The organism is Leptospira bouyouniensis (genome assembly GCF_004769525.1).
Taxonomy (GTDB): Bacteria; Spirochaetota; Leptospiria; order Leptospirales; family Leptospiraceae; genus Leptospira_A; species Leptospira_A bouyouniensis.
Genome location: NZ_RQFT01000009.1, coordinates 24429 through 42173 on the forward strand (window position 1 = coordinate 24429; position 17745 = coordinate 42173).

General features: G+C 34.9%; 10 protein-coding genes and 1 pseudogene. All 11 read left to right on the top strand.

What is annotated here, in order from left to right; genetic code table 11:
• Positions 1-383 precede the first annotated feature (383 nt).
• Complete coding sequence (locus tag EHQ43_RS10120) at positions 384-7106, top strand: RHS repeat-associated core domain-containing protein (RefSeq protein ID WP_167481780.1); 6723 nt, start codon at positions 384-386, stop codon at positions 7104-7106.
• 5 nt (positions 7107-7111) lie between these two features.
• The gene (locus EHQ43_RS10125; protein ID WP_135771126.1) at positions 7112-7660 is read left to right on the top strand and encodes a hypothetical protein; all 549 of its coding nucleotides are present in this window, start codon (positions 7112-7114) and stop codon (positions 7658-7660) included.
• Between the two features lie 168 nt (positions 7661-7828).
• Entirely contained in the window at positions 7829-8731 is a 903-nt protein-coding gene (locus tag EHQ43_RS10130) for an LA_3334 family protein (RefSeq protein WP_135771127.1), read from the top strand.
• On the top strand, positions 8728-10131 hold the full coding sequence (locus EHQ43_RS10135) for an FBX42 beta-propeller domain-containing protein (RefSeq protein WP_135771128.1): 1404 nt from the start codon (positions 8728-8730) through the stop codon (positions 10129-10131). The genes EHQ43_RS10130 and EHQ43_RS10135 overlap by 4 nt, the downstream gene beginning before the upstream one ends.
• Positions 10128-10736, top strand: coding sequence for a hypothetical protein (locus tag EHQ43_RS10140; protein ID WP_135771129.1), 609 nt, complete (start codon positions 10128-10130; stop codon positions 10734-10736). Before EHQ43_RS10135 ends, EHQ43_RS10140 begins: the two co-directional genes overlap by 4 nt.
• Before the next feature lie 373 nt (positions 10737-11109).
• Positions 11110-11265 (top strand): annotated as a pseudogene (locus tag EHQ43_RS19855) (IS481 family transposase); the annotation flags it as partial.
• Between the two features lie 203 nt (positions 11266-11468).
• Positions 11469-12797 carry an integrase catalytic domain-containing protein gene (locus EHQ43_RS10150; protein ID WP_135771130.1) on the top strand — a complete coding sequence of 443 codons (1329 nt, stop codon included), beginning with the start codon at positions 11469-11471 and terminating at the stop codon, positions 12795-12797.
• Positions 12798-13002: 205 nt separating this feature from the next.
• Complete coding sequence (locus EHQ43_RS10155) at positions 13003-13665, top strand: hypothetical protein (RefSeq protein ID WP_135771131.1); 663 nt, start codon at positions 13003-13005, stop codon at positions 13663-13665.
• A gap of 16 nt (positions 13666-13681) precedes the next feature.
• Positions 13682-15181, top strand: coding sequence for a hypothetical protein (locus EHQ43_RS10160; protein ID WP_135771132.1), 1500 nt, complete (start codon positions 13682-13684; stop codon positions 15179-15181).
• Positions 15182-15302: 121 nt separating this feature from the next.
• Complete coding sequence (locus EHQ43_RS10165) at positions 15303-16985, top strand: phage portal protein (protein WP_167481781.1); 1683 nt, start codon at positions 15303-15305, stop codon at positions 16983-16985.
• Positions 16986-17013: 28 nt separating this feature from the next.
• A complete protein-coding gene (locus tag EHQ43_RS10170; RefSeq protein WP_135771134.1) occupies positions 17014-17607 on the top strand; it encodes a hypothetical protein in 594 nt (197 codons plus the stop codon).
• Positions 17608-17745 lie beyond the last annotated feature (138 nt).

Below are 17745 nucleotides of genomic sequence, written 5' to 3' on the forward strand. Positions count from 1 at the left end.
AAATGGTTTCAGGCGTTAGGTGACATAGTAGTAATTTAAAATCATCCATTTTTTCGATTATAGAATTTCGAATTGGGGATAAAGGCCTTTTTTCTATCACAGACCATAGCGGAATGTTTTCCGCTATGGTCTGTGATATTTCTGTTTTATTAATTCTGAAAAAAAATGCGAAATTCAAAATAATTTGAAATTTCTGAAATAAAATTAATCTGAACTGTTATTAATATAATAGCTTTTTTCTGGCATCAAAATCTAAGCCTTTTTGAATACAAATAAAACTTTTTAGAATATATAAGTTGTACGAAAAAACATTGACCTATGTTTCTGAATTTTAATTTATTATGAAACACGTGTTATTGTAAGTAATGGCTCTGGGGTTCGCTTTGAAATTTTCAAAATTAAAGAATATACTACTATTATCTTTTGCGTTCTTTTCATTTTCAAGTTTTACCTTGATGGATTTTTGGAACGAAAAAATTCCTCAAAATTTACCAATAATCTCGGTTGATCAGTTCGGGAATGCTATTACTACTTTCCCCATTGAGCTGCCTGTTGCCCTAAAAGAAATAGCACCTAATTTGCAACTTTCGTATAATTCGGAATTACCAACTGGGTTATTAGGAAAAGGATGGGATTTAAATCTTAATCATTACATAGAAAGAGATGTTCGCGGATCGTATGATCATGGGATCGAGCGCTTTACATCTACACTAGGTGGAGAGCTAGTCCCCTCGAATACATTAAATATTTATCGAACTAAACCTGAATCATTATTTATATTCAAGAAACTTGACTCGAAAACTTGGCAAGCGAAAGACAAAAACGGGTTGATTTATACATTTGGGGGCAACGATCAGTATCAAACTGAAAATTCATTGTATAGCCAAGATCAGGTCCAAAGATGGTGGCTAACGAGTGTAAAGGACACTTTTGGTGTTGGATATACTGTAACATATGAGAAACCGAATAGCAGTGCAGGTATATTTGTTACAAAAATTGCATACCAAAACAGAGAAATCTCATTCGAATATCGAGACAATAACGATAACGCAAAGAAATATACGAATTTTATTCAATCGCAAGATAACCAATTAATAAGCGAGATTAGAGTAAAAGTAGCTGGAGTAACTGTCCGTTTATATAAATTTGATTATTCTACAAATCTATTAGGAGAAGCACAATTAATTACGATTTCTCGCGAAGAATCAAATAACTTTGGAGATGGCAAATACTTTGATATTCAATTATCCTATAGCCAGAGAACACAATCTGTATATGGATCAAAAGTTGAGAAACGAATTCCAAATCTTTTTGCAGTTTCAAGAGTGCCATTGCAAGATAAATTTGAATGCAACCTAGGTACACTAAACTGTTTGGCATTCAACACGATGGTATGTAATATGCCAAACCCAGCGAGTCTATTGGTCTGCCAGACCGAAAAAGCCAGGTATGGTTTGCTTTGCAGTCAATTTCAGAATACGTGGTGGCTTCCTTGTATGACAGGAACCAGAAGTCCAAATAATCTTCTAACCTTCGGCGATACGGATGGTGATGGAAGCTTGGAAGGAGTTCGACTTGTAGGTAATGAAGATGAAGGTTCGTTCAGAATTGTCACAATTAAAAATCCAACAACAAGTATGGATGAATCCACTGTATCTCCGAATTTGCATGGTATAGGTTATAATAGTTTTTCTACAATGTCTTGGGGGGATGTTGATGGAGATGGAAATGTAGACTTAGCATATTCGAATGGTCAAAATGTATTAGTTACTTTCGCGCGGAATGGCTATTATACTGAACCATATCTGATATCAAATTTAAGTTTGGTTACCCCGCCCGTTGATTTTCTATTTAGTCCTCCTGATTTAACCTGGAAGGGAGGTCTTGTTGATATGGACGGAGACGGACGTTCAGATTATATAAAAAAGATTAATGATACAACGATTTCAATCAGTTACTCACAAGGTACTTCTTTTTCTGGCGAAAATCATATAGACATTGGCCCAATCTTTATAAATGAAAAAATGGGGCAGTTTATCGATTTTGATTCTGACGGAAAGCCTGAGTTTGTACATATTTTAAACGGCGAGGTAGTTATAAGAAAAATATTCTTAAACTCCGGTAATTCCATTGAGTATCGAATGGGTGGAATCTACACGGGCAATGGGAATATTAAAGAGGAAGGATACAACAGATGGCTTGCAGATATCAATAGTGACGGTAGACCAGATTTCTGCGTATTACTACCCAATGGATTATTTTATACTTATTTAAATTTAGGGAAAAGTTTTGCGGAAGGAGTTAATCAAGGTTATCTTTCCGGAATGGTTTACCAGGGAGAAGTTTTTGGAGATGAAATTCTTAAAACTAAAACATTTGCTGATGTGAATGGAGACGGGAAAGTCGACTTACTAGCCTTTGATGGATCGAGAGTAGCTGTCAATTATGGAAACGGACAAGGCTTTGTCAGTGGAGGTACATTGGCAGAAGCTGATTCGTTTTATGGAGCAATGGACTTAAACAAGGATGGAAGAGTAGAACTAATTCATCTAAAGGCTGATAAAAACGCATTTTTACTAAATGTACCTTACTTAAGTTATTACCCTGCCATTCAGGACTATGTTGATGGTACGCGCAGAAGTCAGAATTTTTTTGCGATGCATGCAAGGGGGTTTGATGCTTTTGTTTCCTTATTTAAAGCTCCCAAAACAACAATGTCACCAGGCTTACTTCTAAGTCTCCTTAGCTTATTAGCTCTTTACGATACTCCAGAAGGAGGAAATTTAAGTGTTACTCCGGTAGTTTTGAATAATTCACATGATAAGCTTGTAAAACTATCAGATGGGATGTGGTTTGAAACTGAAATTCGATATAAAAAGACAGAAGAATTTCAAAATGCTATCCAGTTTAATATTGGCTCCTACCCAAAGCTTTCAGTTCCAATATCAAAACAACAGGTTTATGAGATAGTATCGAAAAGTGCAGATAAAGTCATAGTAGATAGGTATGATTATCAAAATTTTAGAATTCACCTTGGTGATTTATTTTCCCGGGCGTATTATGGGTTTGAAAAAGTAATTGAAACTAATCTATTACATAATGTAAGAAAAGAAATAATATATAACCAAGCAGGACCCCAATTTGCCGGTCTAGAAAAATCGATAATGAGTTTTTATTCGGATGGGACACTTGCAAAAAGCCTAACTTATAATTATCAAATCAAAAATCCTTTTGGTGTTGAATTAGTATTACGAAATTCGCAGGTTTCGGAATCCTACATAGACTCTTATCTTTATAAAAAAGAAGAATACGAAGCAGGGTATGACATTTATGGCAATGCTTTGTCTCAAAAAACATTCGTTAATAACATATTGGTAAAAGAAGAAGAATCAAATTTTGATAATAATACTTCATTTGATAACTATTTTATTGGAAGACTTAAAAGAATGAAAAGTTATTCGCAATCTGAATTAGTTTCGGATGAGGAATTTAATTATACCAATAACAATTTGGTTGCTGAAGTTGTGTCATTTACTGGAAGTCCAGACCAATCGAAAGTGACAATGACTTATGACATGCTCGGCAGAAATACGGTAAAAAATATTCCGGGTATCGGTGAAGTGATAACTGAATATGATTCCGATTCCGGAATCAATGTTGTATCGCAAATGAATAGCTTAGGTCATAGAACAGAGAAAAGATATGACTTACTTACAGATTCATTAATTGAAGAAATTTCGCCAAACGGAACAAGTTTAAAAAAAACATATGATCCTTTTCTGAATGAAAAAAGCGAAACACTTCCGGGTGATTCGGAGCCTAGTCTTAAACAAAGTTTCAAATTCATGAAAGATGAGACGAAGCTTCAAGTAATAAAACAGTCTCGTAACTCAGAAGGTGGATATTCGGTCACTACCGAAATAATTAATCATGATGGGAAACCTGAAAGTAAGATCACTCAGCTAAATGAATCATCTAATCTTACAGAACGAATGATATATGATTCTAATGGGCGGCTCTATCGTAAATACAATCCAATCATTTCTGGACTTATGGAAGAAGAGTGGGAAGAGTATAATTATGATAACTTTGACAGGGTTACAAGTGTTATAAATTCGAATGGGGAAAGAATTTCAATATCATATTCTCCAAACCAATTAGTTACGACTACAAACATGTTTTCGGTAACAGGCGAGCTAGTCCAAACGTTGGAAATTGAAAAGAACGTTTTGGGTCAGGAGATCCGACGAACGATGAATGGTTCCACCCATACGATGAGTTATAATCCTAGAGGTGAAGTTAAAACAATTATTGATTCGTTGGGAAATCAAACTAGATATGAATATGATACCAGAGGTCGAAAAATAGGACAAATTGATAAATCGTCTGGTAATATAGAAATGCGATATGATTTGTTGGGGCGAATATCAAAAACGATCAAATCAGACGGAACAATAACCGAATTCACCTATGATAGTTTGTCGAGGATCAAATCACAGGTAACTAACGGAAAAACAATATCTTATCTGTACGACGTTGGGGGTGCTACATCGCAGTCTTATCCAGTCGGAAGATTGACACAGGTTAATGATGGCAGCCTAACAGTATTGATGGATTATGACATGCGAGGTAATGTAATCCGGCAAAAGAAAATGATGGATGATATAACTTTGTTTGTCGAATCAGAGTATGATACCAATAACAATCCTACTCTCACGAGATATCCAGAAGGAACGGTAATTCATTATACTTATGGATCTGGTGGTCATTTGAATCAGATGACTCTGGATTCTGCGGATGGCAACTCAACTAACCAACTTCTGGTGAAATATGAAGGACCATTTCTAGAAAATGATCGCTTTGTAATTAAAAAAATAATAGGAAACGGAGTTGAGTCTACTATTGAAATTGATAAAAAATTCAAAAGGTTAACTGGACTTCGAACTAAACTAGCGGATGGGTTTCTAGAACAAAATTTGAAATATGAGTATGATCCAAGCGGAAATATTAGCAAAATATTAGATAATAACCGAGAAGATAGAACTCAAAATTTTGAATATGATTCTTTGAGCCGTCTTGTAAAGTCTAGTGGGAAATATGGCGAAGAATTATACGAATATTCTGCAGATGGTAACTTACTAAAACGAGGCGATGTAACTTTTAAATATGAAAATTTAAATAAACCTCACTTGGTCACCGAAGCAAAGTCTCCTCAAATAGGAACATTTCATTACTCATATGATTCGAACGGAAATATGGTAAATCGGAATGGAGATGTTCATACTTATGATTCCAATAATTTATTAACAAGCATCACTACCGTTGGAGGCACTTCTATTCGTTACTATTATGACCATTCCGGGAATCGAATCAAAAAAGATGTAGGGAATGGAAAACAGATTAGTTACAATTTATTTGGAGATGCCTTTGAAATCACGAGGGAGGAAGGTATTCCGGAATCTGTTACCATATATCTTAAGGGATTGAAAGGAGAACCACTAGCACAAATAACCATTCCAGACGTTCAATATTTGAGGGATGAAAATTTTAGCTATCTCAATCCTTGGGATAAAATTTTAAGTCTAAATTTATCTATATTCGATTGTTCCAAAATTACAATGGACTGTGAATTATATAGAAAAAATAAATTTGATTCTTTGGTATTAAAACCACTAAGAAAACAGATAACAAATGAAAATATAAGATTTGGAACATTTTCAATCCAATTCGCATTCCTTGGATTTTTATTCATTTTCGTTCGCAATCAAAAACAATCTAACTTTTCCATTTTTGTTTTACCTATTATGCGATATGCAAATGTATTGTTGCTTTTTTCATTTCTTCTCGGTGTTAGCAATTGTGGGTTTTTAGGAATCGGAGGAGATGGAGATGGGAAACCTCTGATATTATTTCCAACACATGTTTCTGATTCCGCAAAGTCTGTCAATGATGAAGGAAACGATTACATCCCCGGGACAGGTGCGATAGTACCTCCTATTTCACCAACAACATCATCTGGTATCTCGTTTCAACACGCAGACCATTTAGGTTCTGTTAGCTTTTTATCGGATTCGAAAGGAAACCCATTGTCTGGAGGTGATTGGACTGGGAGATCTCGAATTGCATATAAGCCCTATGGCTTGATTCATAGAACGGATAGTGGTGGACCGGATATTAGTAAAATCAAATATGCGGGACAAACGGAAGAAAAAGAATCTGGATTATATTATATGAAAGCAAGATATTATGATCCTTTTGTCGGTCGTTTTTTGACGGGAGACCAAAAAGTTTATCCAAAACAAATACATGGCATGAATCGGTATATGTATGCTAATGGGAATCCTATAAACTATCATGATCCTACTGGATATGGAAGACAGTCTCCTTATCTCGGTGCCGCTGTTGTTTATTTACTAAGCTCTGGTATGAATGAAAGCGATAGGTTGCTATTAACAGCATCTGCATTCAGAACATTTAGAGGCAATGAAAGAGGAAAACAAACATACATTGAGAAGACGATAGGTCAAAATGCTTCTCATTTAGGAAAACCTCACATTTCGAAAGCCTTGCAATATGCGCTTGCCGCTTATTATTTGTTACCAGCAGACAATGATTTTGATAGAGTGCGAAATCTTTTTATGGGATTTACAATGGGAAAAAGAGCTGGAGGAACATACAGTGATTTACAAGGGAAAAGAGAAGATAAAATCCATATAGGCAAATCTTGGAAATGGGCATTTGCAGCATTTCTGCTAGTAAAAGATAATCCTAATGCAAATCTATACATAGCCTCTGCTTACTTATCAGGTAAGAATAATGATCATAGAGATAAAAATCCTGAACGGTTTGGAAAATATTGGGATGGTTTTATGAATTATCTAACTTTGAATGACATATTATCTTATGGCGTGGCTATTTATTTTTTTGGTTTAACTGAAGCAGCAGCAGCATATACAATGGCTGAAAGTGGAAGTGTTTTATTTGTACCATTCCCATTTGCAGGAACTTCAATTGTTTGGCTACCAGGACCAATTGGGCTTTTGATTGGAGGATTAGAATGGTATTCAAGGCACAGAGGATGGTACACTGAGTCATGGGGAAGGTAAAATTTATGAATTTTAAGAAATTTAATAATCCTGGACAACTTCAGATTGTTTTAATTCTAGTTTCGTTATTGAATTCATGCTATCAATATCAATTTAAATCGATTACTAATATAAAATTAGAAAAGGAATTCCCTGCAAAATCTAATATAAATGTCATTTTTGGGGATGGATTTTATGTTAGAAATGGTTACAATAAAGCTATGGCCGGAATTAATGCAGAACTTAAAAAATGTAATAATATCGGCAGAGAAGTAAGTGTAGAATTTTTAAAATATAAATTTCTTAATTATAGCTCGAAAGATAAGCTCCCGTTAAATGAAGAAAAGATTGATATGAATTTGATGCTTGATAATTTTTCAGATATTAATGATGAGCTTACGGAAGCTGAATTAATAGCTTTCTCAAAACATCGTAGTGACTTACTATTCAGAATAAAGTTTAGTATGAGTAGATCACTTGCTCCGATATATAAAACATTTTATTATCACGATCCTGGGATTGAATCTGGAATGTCTTTAGGGAAAGAGATTTGCCTCTTACTAACAAAAAAATAATAATTATGTAGCAATTGAAGCATAACTTTAAAAGATATAAACCAATCGGTAATTACTTCCTTAATTCTTTTTTCTCAATATAAGTTGTGCAAGTACGTTGTATTATTAATTAATTCACTTATGAGTTAGTTCTATTTGTTCGAGGCTTTTAAAACTGTATGTGATTATATGAATAAAAAGAGAAAAATCCATTTTAAACGCAAACTATTATTGAATTGTCTGGTCTTTCTATTTTTTGGTGGCATGAATTTGTTTGGAGCAGAAATTGAATTACCTTCTGGCAATAAATATTTAGGAAAAATAATATCAGAAGATGAGAGGTCAATCTTATTCCAATTTCAGGGTAAGGATTATCGTATACCGAAATCTGAACTAACTAAGATTGAAAAAGATAAGTCTGGTGGCGATTTTAGTATTGGACTATCCAGAATTGTTTTACATGATAATAGTCAATTAATAGGCTATCTGATTGAAGAAGACCAAGATCATATTATTTTGCAAACTCAATTAGGTTTTGTTAATATAGATAAATCAAGAATTGAAAAATCAGATTTAAATAGGGAAAAAAATTTCCCACCTCCCAAAAAATATCTGGTCTCTTCCTTGGAATCGCTAAATACATTTGTAGGGTTAGGTTATGGGTTTTACAGGTCTCCAAGTTTAGATATAACACTCAACCAATTGTATTTAAGCCTGGAACCTGCATACTTAGATTGGAAGGGCTATGGAAGGATTGGTTTGCAATTAGATGGTATTTGGGGAGTAAACTCAGATTACAGAATCAATATGTTTAATGGAATCGTTTATTATTACTCTCATTATCAATTTCCACAAAATCCTCTTTTGAATTTTTACGGAAAAGTTGGGTTAGGTGGAAATTATGTTAATACAATTGCAGAAGATAGGAATCGATCAGGTTTAAATCCGCTTGCCATGATTGAGATAGGTTGGCAGGGTTATAAAATTAATGATTTCCAATTACGGCTGGGCATAAATACTTTTTGTGGTTTTGAAACTACCACAACCGTTTGTTTTTCTGGACCTACGATTCAAGGAATGTTGAAGTTTTGAAATTTTTATTAATCATTATTTTTTCTGTTCTTTTTTTAATCCACTGTTACAACTCACCACTTTCTGATACAGAAGCTTTAGAAAAAATAAAGCTCGAAGGATTTGGACTTTCGAATATAGGTGAAACTAGTGCAAATATCTTTGTCCTCTGTTCTGAAAAAACGAATGGACTCATGGCTTTTTCTGAACTTCCCCTCAATGGAGTAGGAGCCTTGCTTGGTGCAGATAATGTGAGGGTAAGTATTAGAGAAGGAAAAGAACACCTCTTCATTGTAGATGGATTAAAACCTAATACAAGATACTATTATCAAGTATACTGCAAGGAACTTGGTGCAGCAACAAGTGGGAATCAATCCTTTGTGACAACATCAAACGACTTTCTAGATAGAATCAACGGACTTCGATCGATTTGGATTTTAGGAGGGATTGGATCCAATTTTGAACCAGTAGGAATGATTGATGTATTTGATCCAATTGAAAATCGATGGTTTGAAAACGTTTCTCAGATACCTACGCCTAGAGCTTTTTCGCAAATAGTATATCATAAAGGATATATTTTTGTAATTGGCGGAGCCACAAAAGTAGGTTCGTCTTGGATACAATCTAGAATTGTCGAAAGATTCGACACAGTCCGAAATGAATGGAAAAGAATGGCTGATATGCCAATCGATTTGCAAGGGGGGATCGGTGTTTCCAATGGTGAAGAAGTCTATCTAATCTCTGGTTCTACAACTATGGATATGACTACTGGAACCATCTTAAACACAGTTTTTCGTTTTAATCCAAGCTTGGGAAGTATGGGACAATGGACTCAATACACATCAAATAATGCAATTTTTCCTAGACTTGATATGGGTGGATGCATCATGAACGGATCTCTCTTTTACAGTGGAGGACGCTTATATTCAGATGGAAATTCATATGCAACTACAGATGTGTATTTGCCATCAGCCAATTCTACTACTACATTAGTCGAAGCATCTATCAACCAAGCTAGGCATGGGGTTGCAACTGTTTGTTATAATCCACAAAGTTCAGATCCTTACCCGAATGATTCTCAAGCTTTTCTAGTTGTAGGAGGAAGTACAGCTTCAAACTTCAATCAACCGGTAACTGCAATAACACCTTCATCCTCTTACGATTACTACCGGACTGGTATTAGTTCAAATATCTTCCAAGCAGGTCCCACACTACCAGCATCTGTTTATTATCCAAGTATCGCAATCGCTTATCAAAATCGAAGAGCGTATGTTATGGGTGGTTCTACAAGTATCAACATTCCTACTGATAATATTTACTCTATTGATTTGGCGAATCCTATAGGCGGGCCTTGGCGATTAGAATCCATAAAAATGCCAAGACCAAGATTTGCTCATAAGGCGGTAATCTTAAGCCGATGAAATTAGTATACTCAATCCTAACCTTATTTATAATTCAATTCTCGCTTTTTTCTGAAAAAGTAGAAGATCCTCTTCAGTTAGCAAAAAGCTTATATAAAGAAAAAAAATTCCAGGAAGCAGAATCGGAAATTTTAAAACGTTCTGAAGTACAGTTTTCAAATCCTGAATATGATTTATTGCAATCGAAAATTTGGATCGAACTTGGAAATCAGAATTATATTCAAAGAAAGTTTAGCACAGCTTATAAGTATTATTCCAAAGCTTATGAGTTTTGGAGCGCAGACCCACTAGTTCAACAACGTTATTATGAACTTAAGAATAAAGATTTAGTAGATGAAGTAGAGATTCCAGAAGTAAAGAAAACGAAAATACCAGTTGCTCTGCCAACAAAAAAAGAAAATCCATCAAATGATGAACCTTTATTTAAGAATGAATTGATCCAATTGAATTTCAAAATTCAAGAATCTGAATTATCACTTTCAAGTAAAATAGAATCAATTAATGAAAAAATAATGTTTCTCATCATTGGGAATATTGTTTTTATGAATTTGTTACTTATTTCTATAGGAGTAGTGATATTCCTTTATTTAAAGCTTAAAAAGTGAGTATTAATAATGAATTGATATGGTTTCGATTCAGGTCTAAGTTTGCAACCATTGAACTGATATTGTTGTGTCGAGTAAGATGCAAGTTTTAATAAATAATTTAAGGAAAAACAATGCCGTTGAAAAATCAGCTGCATCAACAATTGAGAATTTGATAATTCCACTCATCTAGGATCTTTTAAATGGAACTTTTCTTTTCACCTTTAAAATTAAGAATTTTGGCATCTTCAAAATGTTATTAATTTCTTCGAAAGAGTATTATATTGGGTTAGCTGCTTTTATACAACATTAATAAGAGCCCTAGCGATTCCGAATCCTTATTTTAATAGCAATTTCAGTATTTATACTAGAACCTTTACTATCAAAATTAAGCTTTATTGGGAATCCTTCTATTCGAGAGGTGGTTGGCTTTGAAGAGATCTCTGACAGGCATTGTCGTCTTTATTTTGCGAACGCAATCCTTGGAATTTTAGATTTGTATACGAGTAAAGTGTTGAAATACCAGAGGTTATTGTATAGAATTGATTAGTAAAAGTGTCACCCATGTGAGTGATCTAAAGTGTTACCGATGTGCCTTTCTATACACCGACTAGCAAACGTAATGCGACATAATCTATATTATCGGAAGAGGCTCACTGCATCACGTAATAATCTACTCGAAACACTAGTCGTTGCATCATCTTAAAATCTACTCCAAATTAGTTAAGGAAACGATTCACTCATGTGCAGGTGATGTCCATGAAGCAATCGAAGATGGTGCGTTCTATGTTGGTTCAAGTGTTCAAAGAGAAATACCTTTGGGCTTCGAAAAAAGAAAAAAGCCTAATACTCGATCAGTTCGTTGAAGCTACTGGATTCAATCGATCCTATGCCAGAACCGTCCTTAGAAAGAAAAAAGACAATGTTGTCAAACTGAGAGCAAGAAAGAAGCGTATATCAAGCTATGATGATGACGTCAGATTCTATTTAGAGAAGATTTGGGAGATCCTGGATCGAATTTGTGGGAAAAGACTCGTGATGGCAATGCCAGATGTCTTAGCCAAACTCGAACAGTTCAAAGTATTTAAAATTGATAAAATAACCAAGGACAAACTTCTCTCCATCAGTTCTGCTTCAGTGGATCGCTTATTGAAACCTGCCAGGAAAAAACTTGGTCGCAAAGGCACCTCTACGACGAAGCAACCTAAATACCTTATTGATCGGATCCCAATCAAAACGTTTGGCGAATGGAAAAGTTCTCTACCTGGTTTTGTCCAAATCGATCTAGTCGCCCATAATGGTGGAAATGTATTTGGAGGATTTTATTCAACACTTGCAGCAACAGATGTTTGTACGGGATGGACTGTTTGTATACTGGTGAAAGATAAAACTCAATTCCAGATGCTAAAAGCATTAATAAAACTGAAAAAAATATTACCCTTCCCACTTTTAGGAATCCATTCCGATAACGGAGCAGAATTTATTAATCAGACAATTCTAGCTTATGCAGAAAGGAACGATATCCAATTCACTCGCGGAAGACCATACAAAAAGAATGATAACCCACATATTGAACAAAAGAATTACAGCGTTGTAAGAAGGAATACTGGATATTTGCGTATTGAAAATCAAATCCAAGCAGATATTGTCAGATCACTGTACCAAGATTTAAATACTTACAATAATTACTTTCTACCAGTGATGATCTTGAAGGAGAAACATAGGATTGGTTCAAAAGCAATTCGAAAGTATGACGAAGCAAAATCACCTTACCGAAGGATACTGGCTAGAAAAGATATTTCGAAAACGATAAAAGCTTCTATGAAAAAGATTTATGAGAAGTTGAATATTTTTGAATTAAAGAATCAGATCAATCATTGGCAAAACGAATTTGTGAAAATTGCTGCCCCTATTCGTAACCCAATAGACAAAGTGAATGTTAGAAGGAAAAGAGGAATATTACATACAACTCCGAAATGGAGACGAGAAGTGAATTCAGATACAAAGAATCCATTCATCGAGAGACAACGTGTTGAAGAGATGAGACGAGCTGCAGAACAAGTTTGGGTAAAAAGAAAATAGCTTGGAATCTTTTAACTCTCTGTTATATTTGGAGTAGATTTTTATTTGATTCTCCACTTAACATTTCGAGTAGATAAAAGAAGATTCAAGTCGAGAAGCATATTGCTTTATAATAGATAGTATCTCAAATCAAAATAATGCTTCAAAAGTAAATGTATTCGAAGTAGATTACTACTTCACTGGGTGAAAGCATTGAGGATCTATTGTGAACATACAAGCCATAGAAAATAAAATAAAGGAACTTGAGAAAATATTCAAAAGTAGACCAGATCATTATTTTTTTACAGAAAAAGAGATACATTCAGAATTTTATTCATTATTTCAAAAGAATGTTTCAAATGATATAAAACATTCTTTATTTCATACTGAATATCCAACTCCATTTAAGTGTTCGATTGAAGAGAAAAAATTCAGAATACGTCCAAGGAAATCTAATTTTAAGCGCAGCCATATTGATAGTGTTGTAATTAACCCAAAATTTATAGAATGGATTTCGGATAATAATGAAGATTTAGATTATATAAATGGGACACCACAAAACGGATTATTTAATGAATATTTTGGAAGAATAGTTGAACTTTACGGGAATTCTTATCACGAAACTAAACAGAGCATTCTCTTGTATGCAATAGAATTTAAATTCTATAGACATTCATATGTTGGCAATTCCCAGCCAATAAAAGATATCTTGCAAGATCTAAGTAAAATGGAGTCTCTGAAAAAATTTGGCAAAAAATTCCTTGGTGATGAAGACGCATTTGTGTTAAAAACAAAATGCATTGTTATTCTTGGCGGTAATGTGAAGGAAGATTTAATCAATATCCTTACAAAAGAATTCAAAGGGAAAGTTGATTTCATTAAAAAATGAATTCTATTTCTAACAGATGAGCAAAGATACTGAGCCTATTTACAATCGGATAGTTCAAATCGTTTCGAAATTTGATAGAAGATCTTTTGCTATCGCGTTGATTGAACAAATACGTCTTTTGGAAGAAGATCGGATCCCAATCGAGAAGATGCAGATTTGGAATCTATTGTTTCTTCTAAAAATTTGTGTAGTTCATGGTGGATTCAACCCTAGAAAGCAAATTAAGTTCATGGATATTCTAAATCTCCATAATCTTTGCTTGGAGCTAAATAGCTTTGTTCCCGCTTATGAAAGTGAATCAAACAAACAAATACTAAATAAGATAATGCGAAGATTTGCTTTCCAGCAATTTGGATGCCAACAAGAATTAAGTCTTCCTGAAATAGAAAGAACAATAAAGTTGTTAAAATTATCTGAACGTACTCTTGAGAAGAATTTTTCAAATGATGTGAATTTCTCTTACAAGGATTTTCTCAAATACGTTATTATAATTTATGCATGGCATCAAACACACCTGGATATTCCAATATTGGATATTTCAGACATCAAAGTGGCGATTGAAGATAAGGAAATATTTGATCAAATTACTTCTTACCTATCAAGAGATATTAGTTACATTCAGAAGGATATACTTCAGGATGCAAAGGCAAGAAGTAAGCGACTAGAAATATTCGACCAATCAATATTATACAAGTACCCCATATGGGAAATTAAAGGTGCAAAATATTTGATAAGCAAACACCTTTTTGAAAAAGCAATGACACGGCTACCAATAGAAAAGGCATTTATCAAGAACCCCGCCGGAATTTCGAAAGCCTTTGAAACCTATACCCACTCTCTATTGAAAAGAAAATTCAATTCATTTTTGAATGAAAAAGAAATAGAAAAGAGATACCAATTAAAGGAAGGTCAAAAGAAAGCCGATTTCCTTGTGTTTGAATCTCTTGGGAAAGTAACAATTGAATGTAAAGCGATTTATGCGCCGAAGCTTTCGAAAGTTGACCTTAAGTTAGAGATTTTAATAAGTTCATATAAAGAGAGTATTTTAAAAGGTTTAGTTCAAAGTATAGAAACGCATTTTTATCTCGATACAGTAATTTTTAAAAACAACTTCATGCTAATAGTTACATTAGATGATCTAAACTTCAGTTGGTTTGAAGAAGTTTATGATGAATTTATAAGAGAAGGTCTAGAAAGAAATTACCCAGGTTTCGAAGAGAAAATAAACAATTTTAACTTAAGTCATATCTTTATATTGCCAATTTCTACTTTTGAATCAATTATTTACTATATTTGCAAAGAGAATATAGAGTTTGCCTCTCTATTACTGAAATTAATCAAATATAGAGAAGAAGTTGGAGATTCTAACTATTTCGACTTTGCTGATTTGTTTGATAGCTTCATGAAAAAAGAGCATGGTGAAAACTACAAAATAGAATATGAGAAAAATGAAACAGAATTACTTTTCGAAGAAATTAGGAATAGCTTAACGCAGGCATTGTCTCATAGGAAATAAGAAACAGCTCTTAGGTTCAATCAAATTGAGTATTCAAATCGTTTTCAAACGAATTTAAAAACCCCTTAAAACCCTACTTTCAATGTTAAAAAACGATTGCAATGATTGAGAACTATATTTCTTGTCACTTCCCATGCCGAGACCACGTGGGAAAAATTATGAGAAGAATCTATTCTATCGAACTCCACCAGAGTTAAGAGAGAAGGTTGTTCAAGGTAAGGCTAAAGCAGTCGAGGAACCCTCTTCCGATCCGAGGACCATGACTGTGGAGGAGTTTAGGAAATCCTTTTTTTATTCACCTGCAAAATCAACAGTTAAGCAGGCAGTTGAATTAAATAATCGAATGTTTAATTTGCTGGAAACAGCAAAGGACAAAAAGAATCCAATTTATTCAGATGATATGGTGGTCCCTGTCCAGCAAGGGATCCGAGTTCGTCCGATATATCGTATACCTCTCGAGGATCTAAGGAATATATCTTATGCATCTTCACTGATAGGCGCAATTCACCAAATCATGGCTGATGATGTATCAATGTATGCGAAAATTGGAGAGGATCCAGGATTCGAGTTTATTCTAAAGCAAAAGAACATATCCGCAACAGATTTGCAAAGGCAAGAGATGGTCAGTTTCGCAAATCGTGTTTTCCTAATGGGAGACAAATCACAAGCAGATTGGAGAGAGCGTGAACGACTCGGAGAAGTCCTTGAAATGGCTACTAGGGACACTCTTGCAATAGATGCCGTTGCATATTTGAGAACTTTTAATCGAGCAGGAGAGATTTGTGACGTTCGTTATTTGGATCCCGCGACTATTTTCCGTGTGGATCCAAGGAAAGGATACAAAGGTGATAAAAATATCACTCACGTTCAAATCGTACACAATACAGTCACTGAGACTTATGAATCAGGACGAATTGTTTACCGTCATAAAAATAACCTTTCTGATATTCGAATGCGTGGGTTTGGTTATTCGCCTATCGAGTCTTGTTTGGTTGAGATCATGTCCCTACTCTTTACTATAAAACATAATGCAGACAGATTCAACTCTAGGAATCCACCAAAGGCTATTATTTCTTCAAAAAACGCAATTCCTAAAGCTGATCAAGAGCGAATTGAACTCATTTGGGAAAATGCCTTTTATGGACCGAGAGAGGGTTTCAAAATCCCAATGATGTTTGGGGCTGGAGAAATTCAGGTACATAACTTGGATGTGTCGGATGATTTTGAATTCGATAAAATGCTCCAAATGGTTTCTTCATTTATTATTGCAAGACACGGAATTGATCCTGCACAACTCGGACTTAGACTTAATCAATCACAATCATTAGCAGAGCCTTCCATGGATGGAAGACAGCATTTTTCCAGAGATCGAGCTCATGGATCTATCATGAGTTTTCATCAAGATTGTCTCAATGAAGTTTTCGATCCGAGTGATGAAAGCCCAATCGCATTGAATTTCATCGGAGTGAAAACAGAGCAAGAGGACAAAAAAGCAGACCTCGAAGACAAACAATTCAAAGTTAGTCGGTCACTTGATGAAATACGTAAAGCAAATGATTTACCTACCATGAAAGAGGAAGCGGAAGATTATGTAGCTCGCGGAATCATAACGGTAGAGCAGGGAAAGAAACTGGCACGTCTTGGCCTCTTACGTGGAAATCAATATTTCAGTCAGGAGTTTGGGAAAGTCTTCGCAGACGAGGAACAAGCGCAAGGTGGTATTGAGGAAGAACATTCTCCAGTTGCAAGCGGTAACCAGGTAGAATTGCCTTGGGGTGAAGAAGACTTTCTACCGAATGAGTAGTTAATTTAAAAATTTAGAAGGACAAAACATGGAAAATCAAAAAGAAACAACCGAACAAGTGGCCGTGGAAGAAACACCGGAGCCAATCACTGAAGGAGTAATTGAAAACTCAGAGAACAAACGATCGCTTCTGGAAGAAGGCGGAGATACTGTTTCTGGTGATGGAACGGGGACTACACTTCCAGAATTCGATCAGGAAAAACCTTCTAATCTGAAAGAGGCGGAAGGAATTAATCCACCTCCTGAAGTGGAAGATGAAAATCAGGGAACGGAAGATCAAGGGATTGGCTTCATTCAAGGGGAAATTGATCACCTAAGTGAGCAAGAGAAAACGGATTTGGGATATACGATTTCCGATATACTTGCTTCCCCTAACCAGACACAGCCGATAATCGTTTCTATGATTATTAGTGCAATTTTGGATAAAGTAGGAAGTGTGAATCCAGATGCAACTGAGGCTCTAGGCCAATTATCAAATAGAATTGTAGAACTCGCGGCAACTCAAGACTATCTTACACTTGTATCCGAATTTGAAGGTGTTGTTTCTAGTGGATTGCCAAATGCTACAAAGTTGTCTTTATTCTCACAGCAGTTAGATCAATTTGCAAAACGATTGGGGTAAAGAGTCCCCCTTTTTGCGAAGCAAAGCAGGAAGGGAATTTCAGTTACTTGTTGGGGATCGGCTCAAGTGGATAGAGTATGTCGTACTTGGACCTGACTCCCCTACTATGTACGCATCGAAACTTTATTTCAAAAAGGG

Excerpts from the sequence above, each read along its gene's own strand:
- EHQ43_RS10125 (WP_135771126.1), top strand. The coding sequence starts at position 7,112 with ATGAATTTTAAGAAATTTAATAATCCTGGACAACTTCAGATTGTTTTA.
- EHQ43_RS10130 (WP_135771127.1), top strand. The coding sequence starts at position 7,829 with ATGAATAAAAAGAGAAAAATCCATTTTAAACGCAAACTATTATTGAAT.
- EHQ43_RS10140 (WP_135771129.1), top strand. The coding sequence starts at position 10,128 with ATGAAATTAGTATACTCAATCCTAACCTTATTTATAATTCAATTCTCG.
- EHQ43_RS10150 (WP_135771130.1), top strand. The coding sequence starts at position 11,469 with ATGTCCATGAAGCAATCGAAGATGGTGCGTTCTATGTTGGTTCAAGTG.
- EHQ43_RS10160 (WP_135771132.1), top strand. The coding sequence starts at position 13,682 with ATGAGCAAAGATACTGAGCCTATTTACAATCGGATAGTTCAAATCGTT.
- EHQ43_RS10170 (WP_135771134.1), top strand. The coding sequence starts at position 17,014 with ATGGAAAATCAAAAAGAAACAACCGAACAAGTGGCCGTGGAAGAAACA.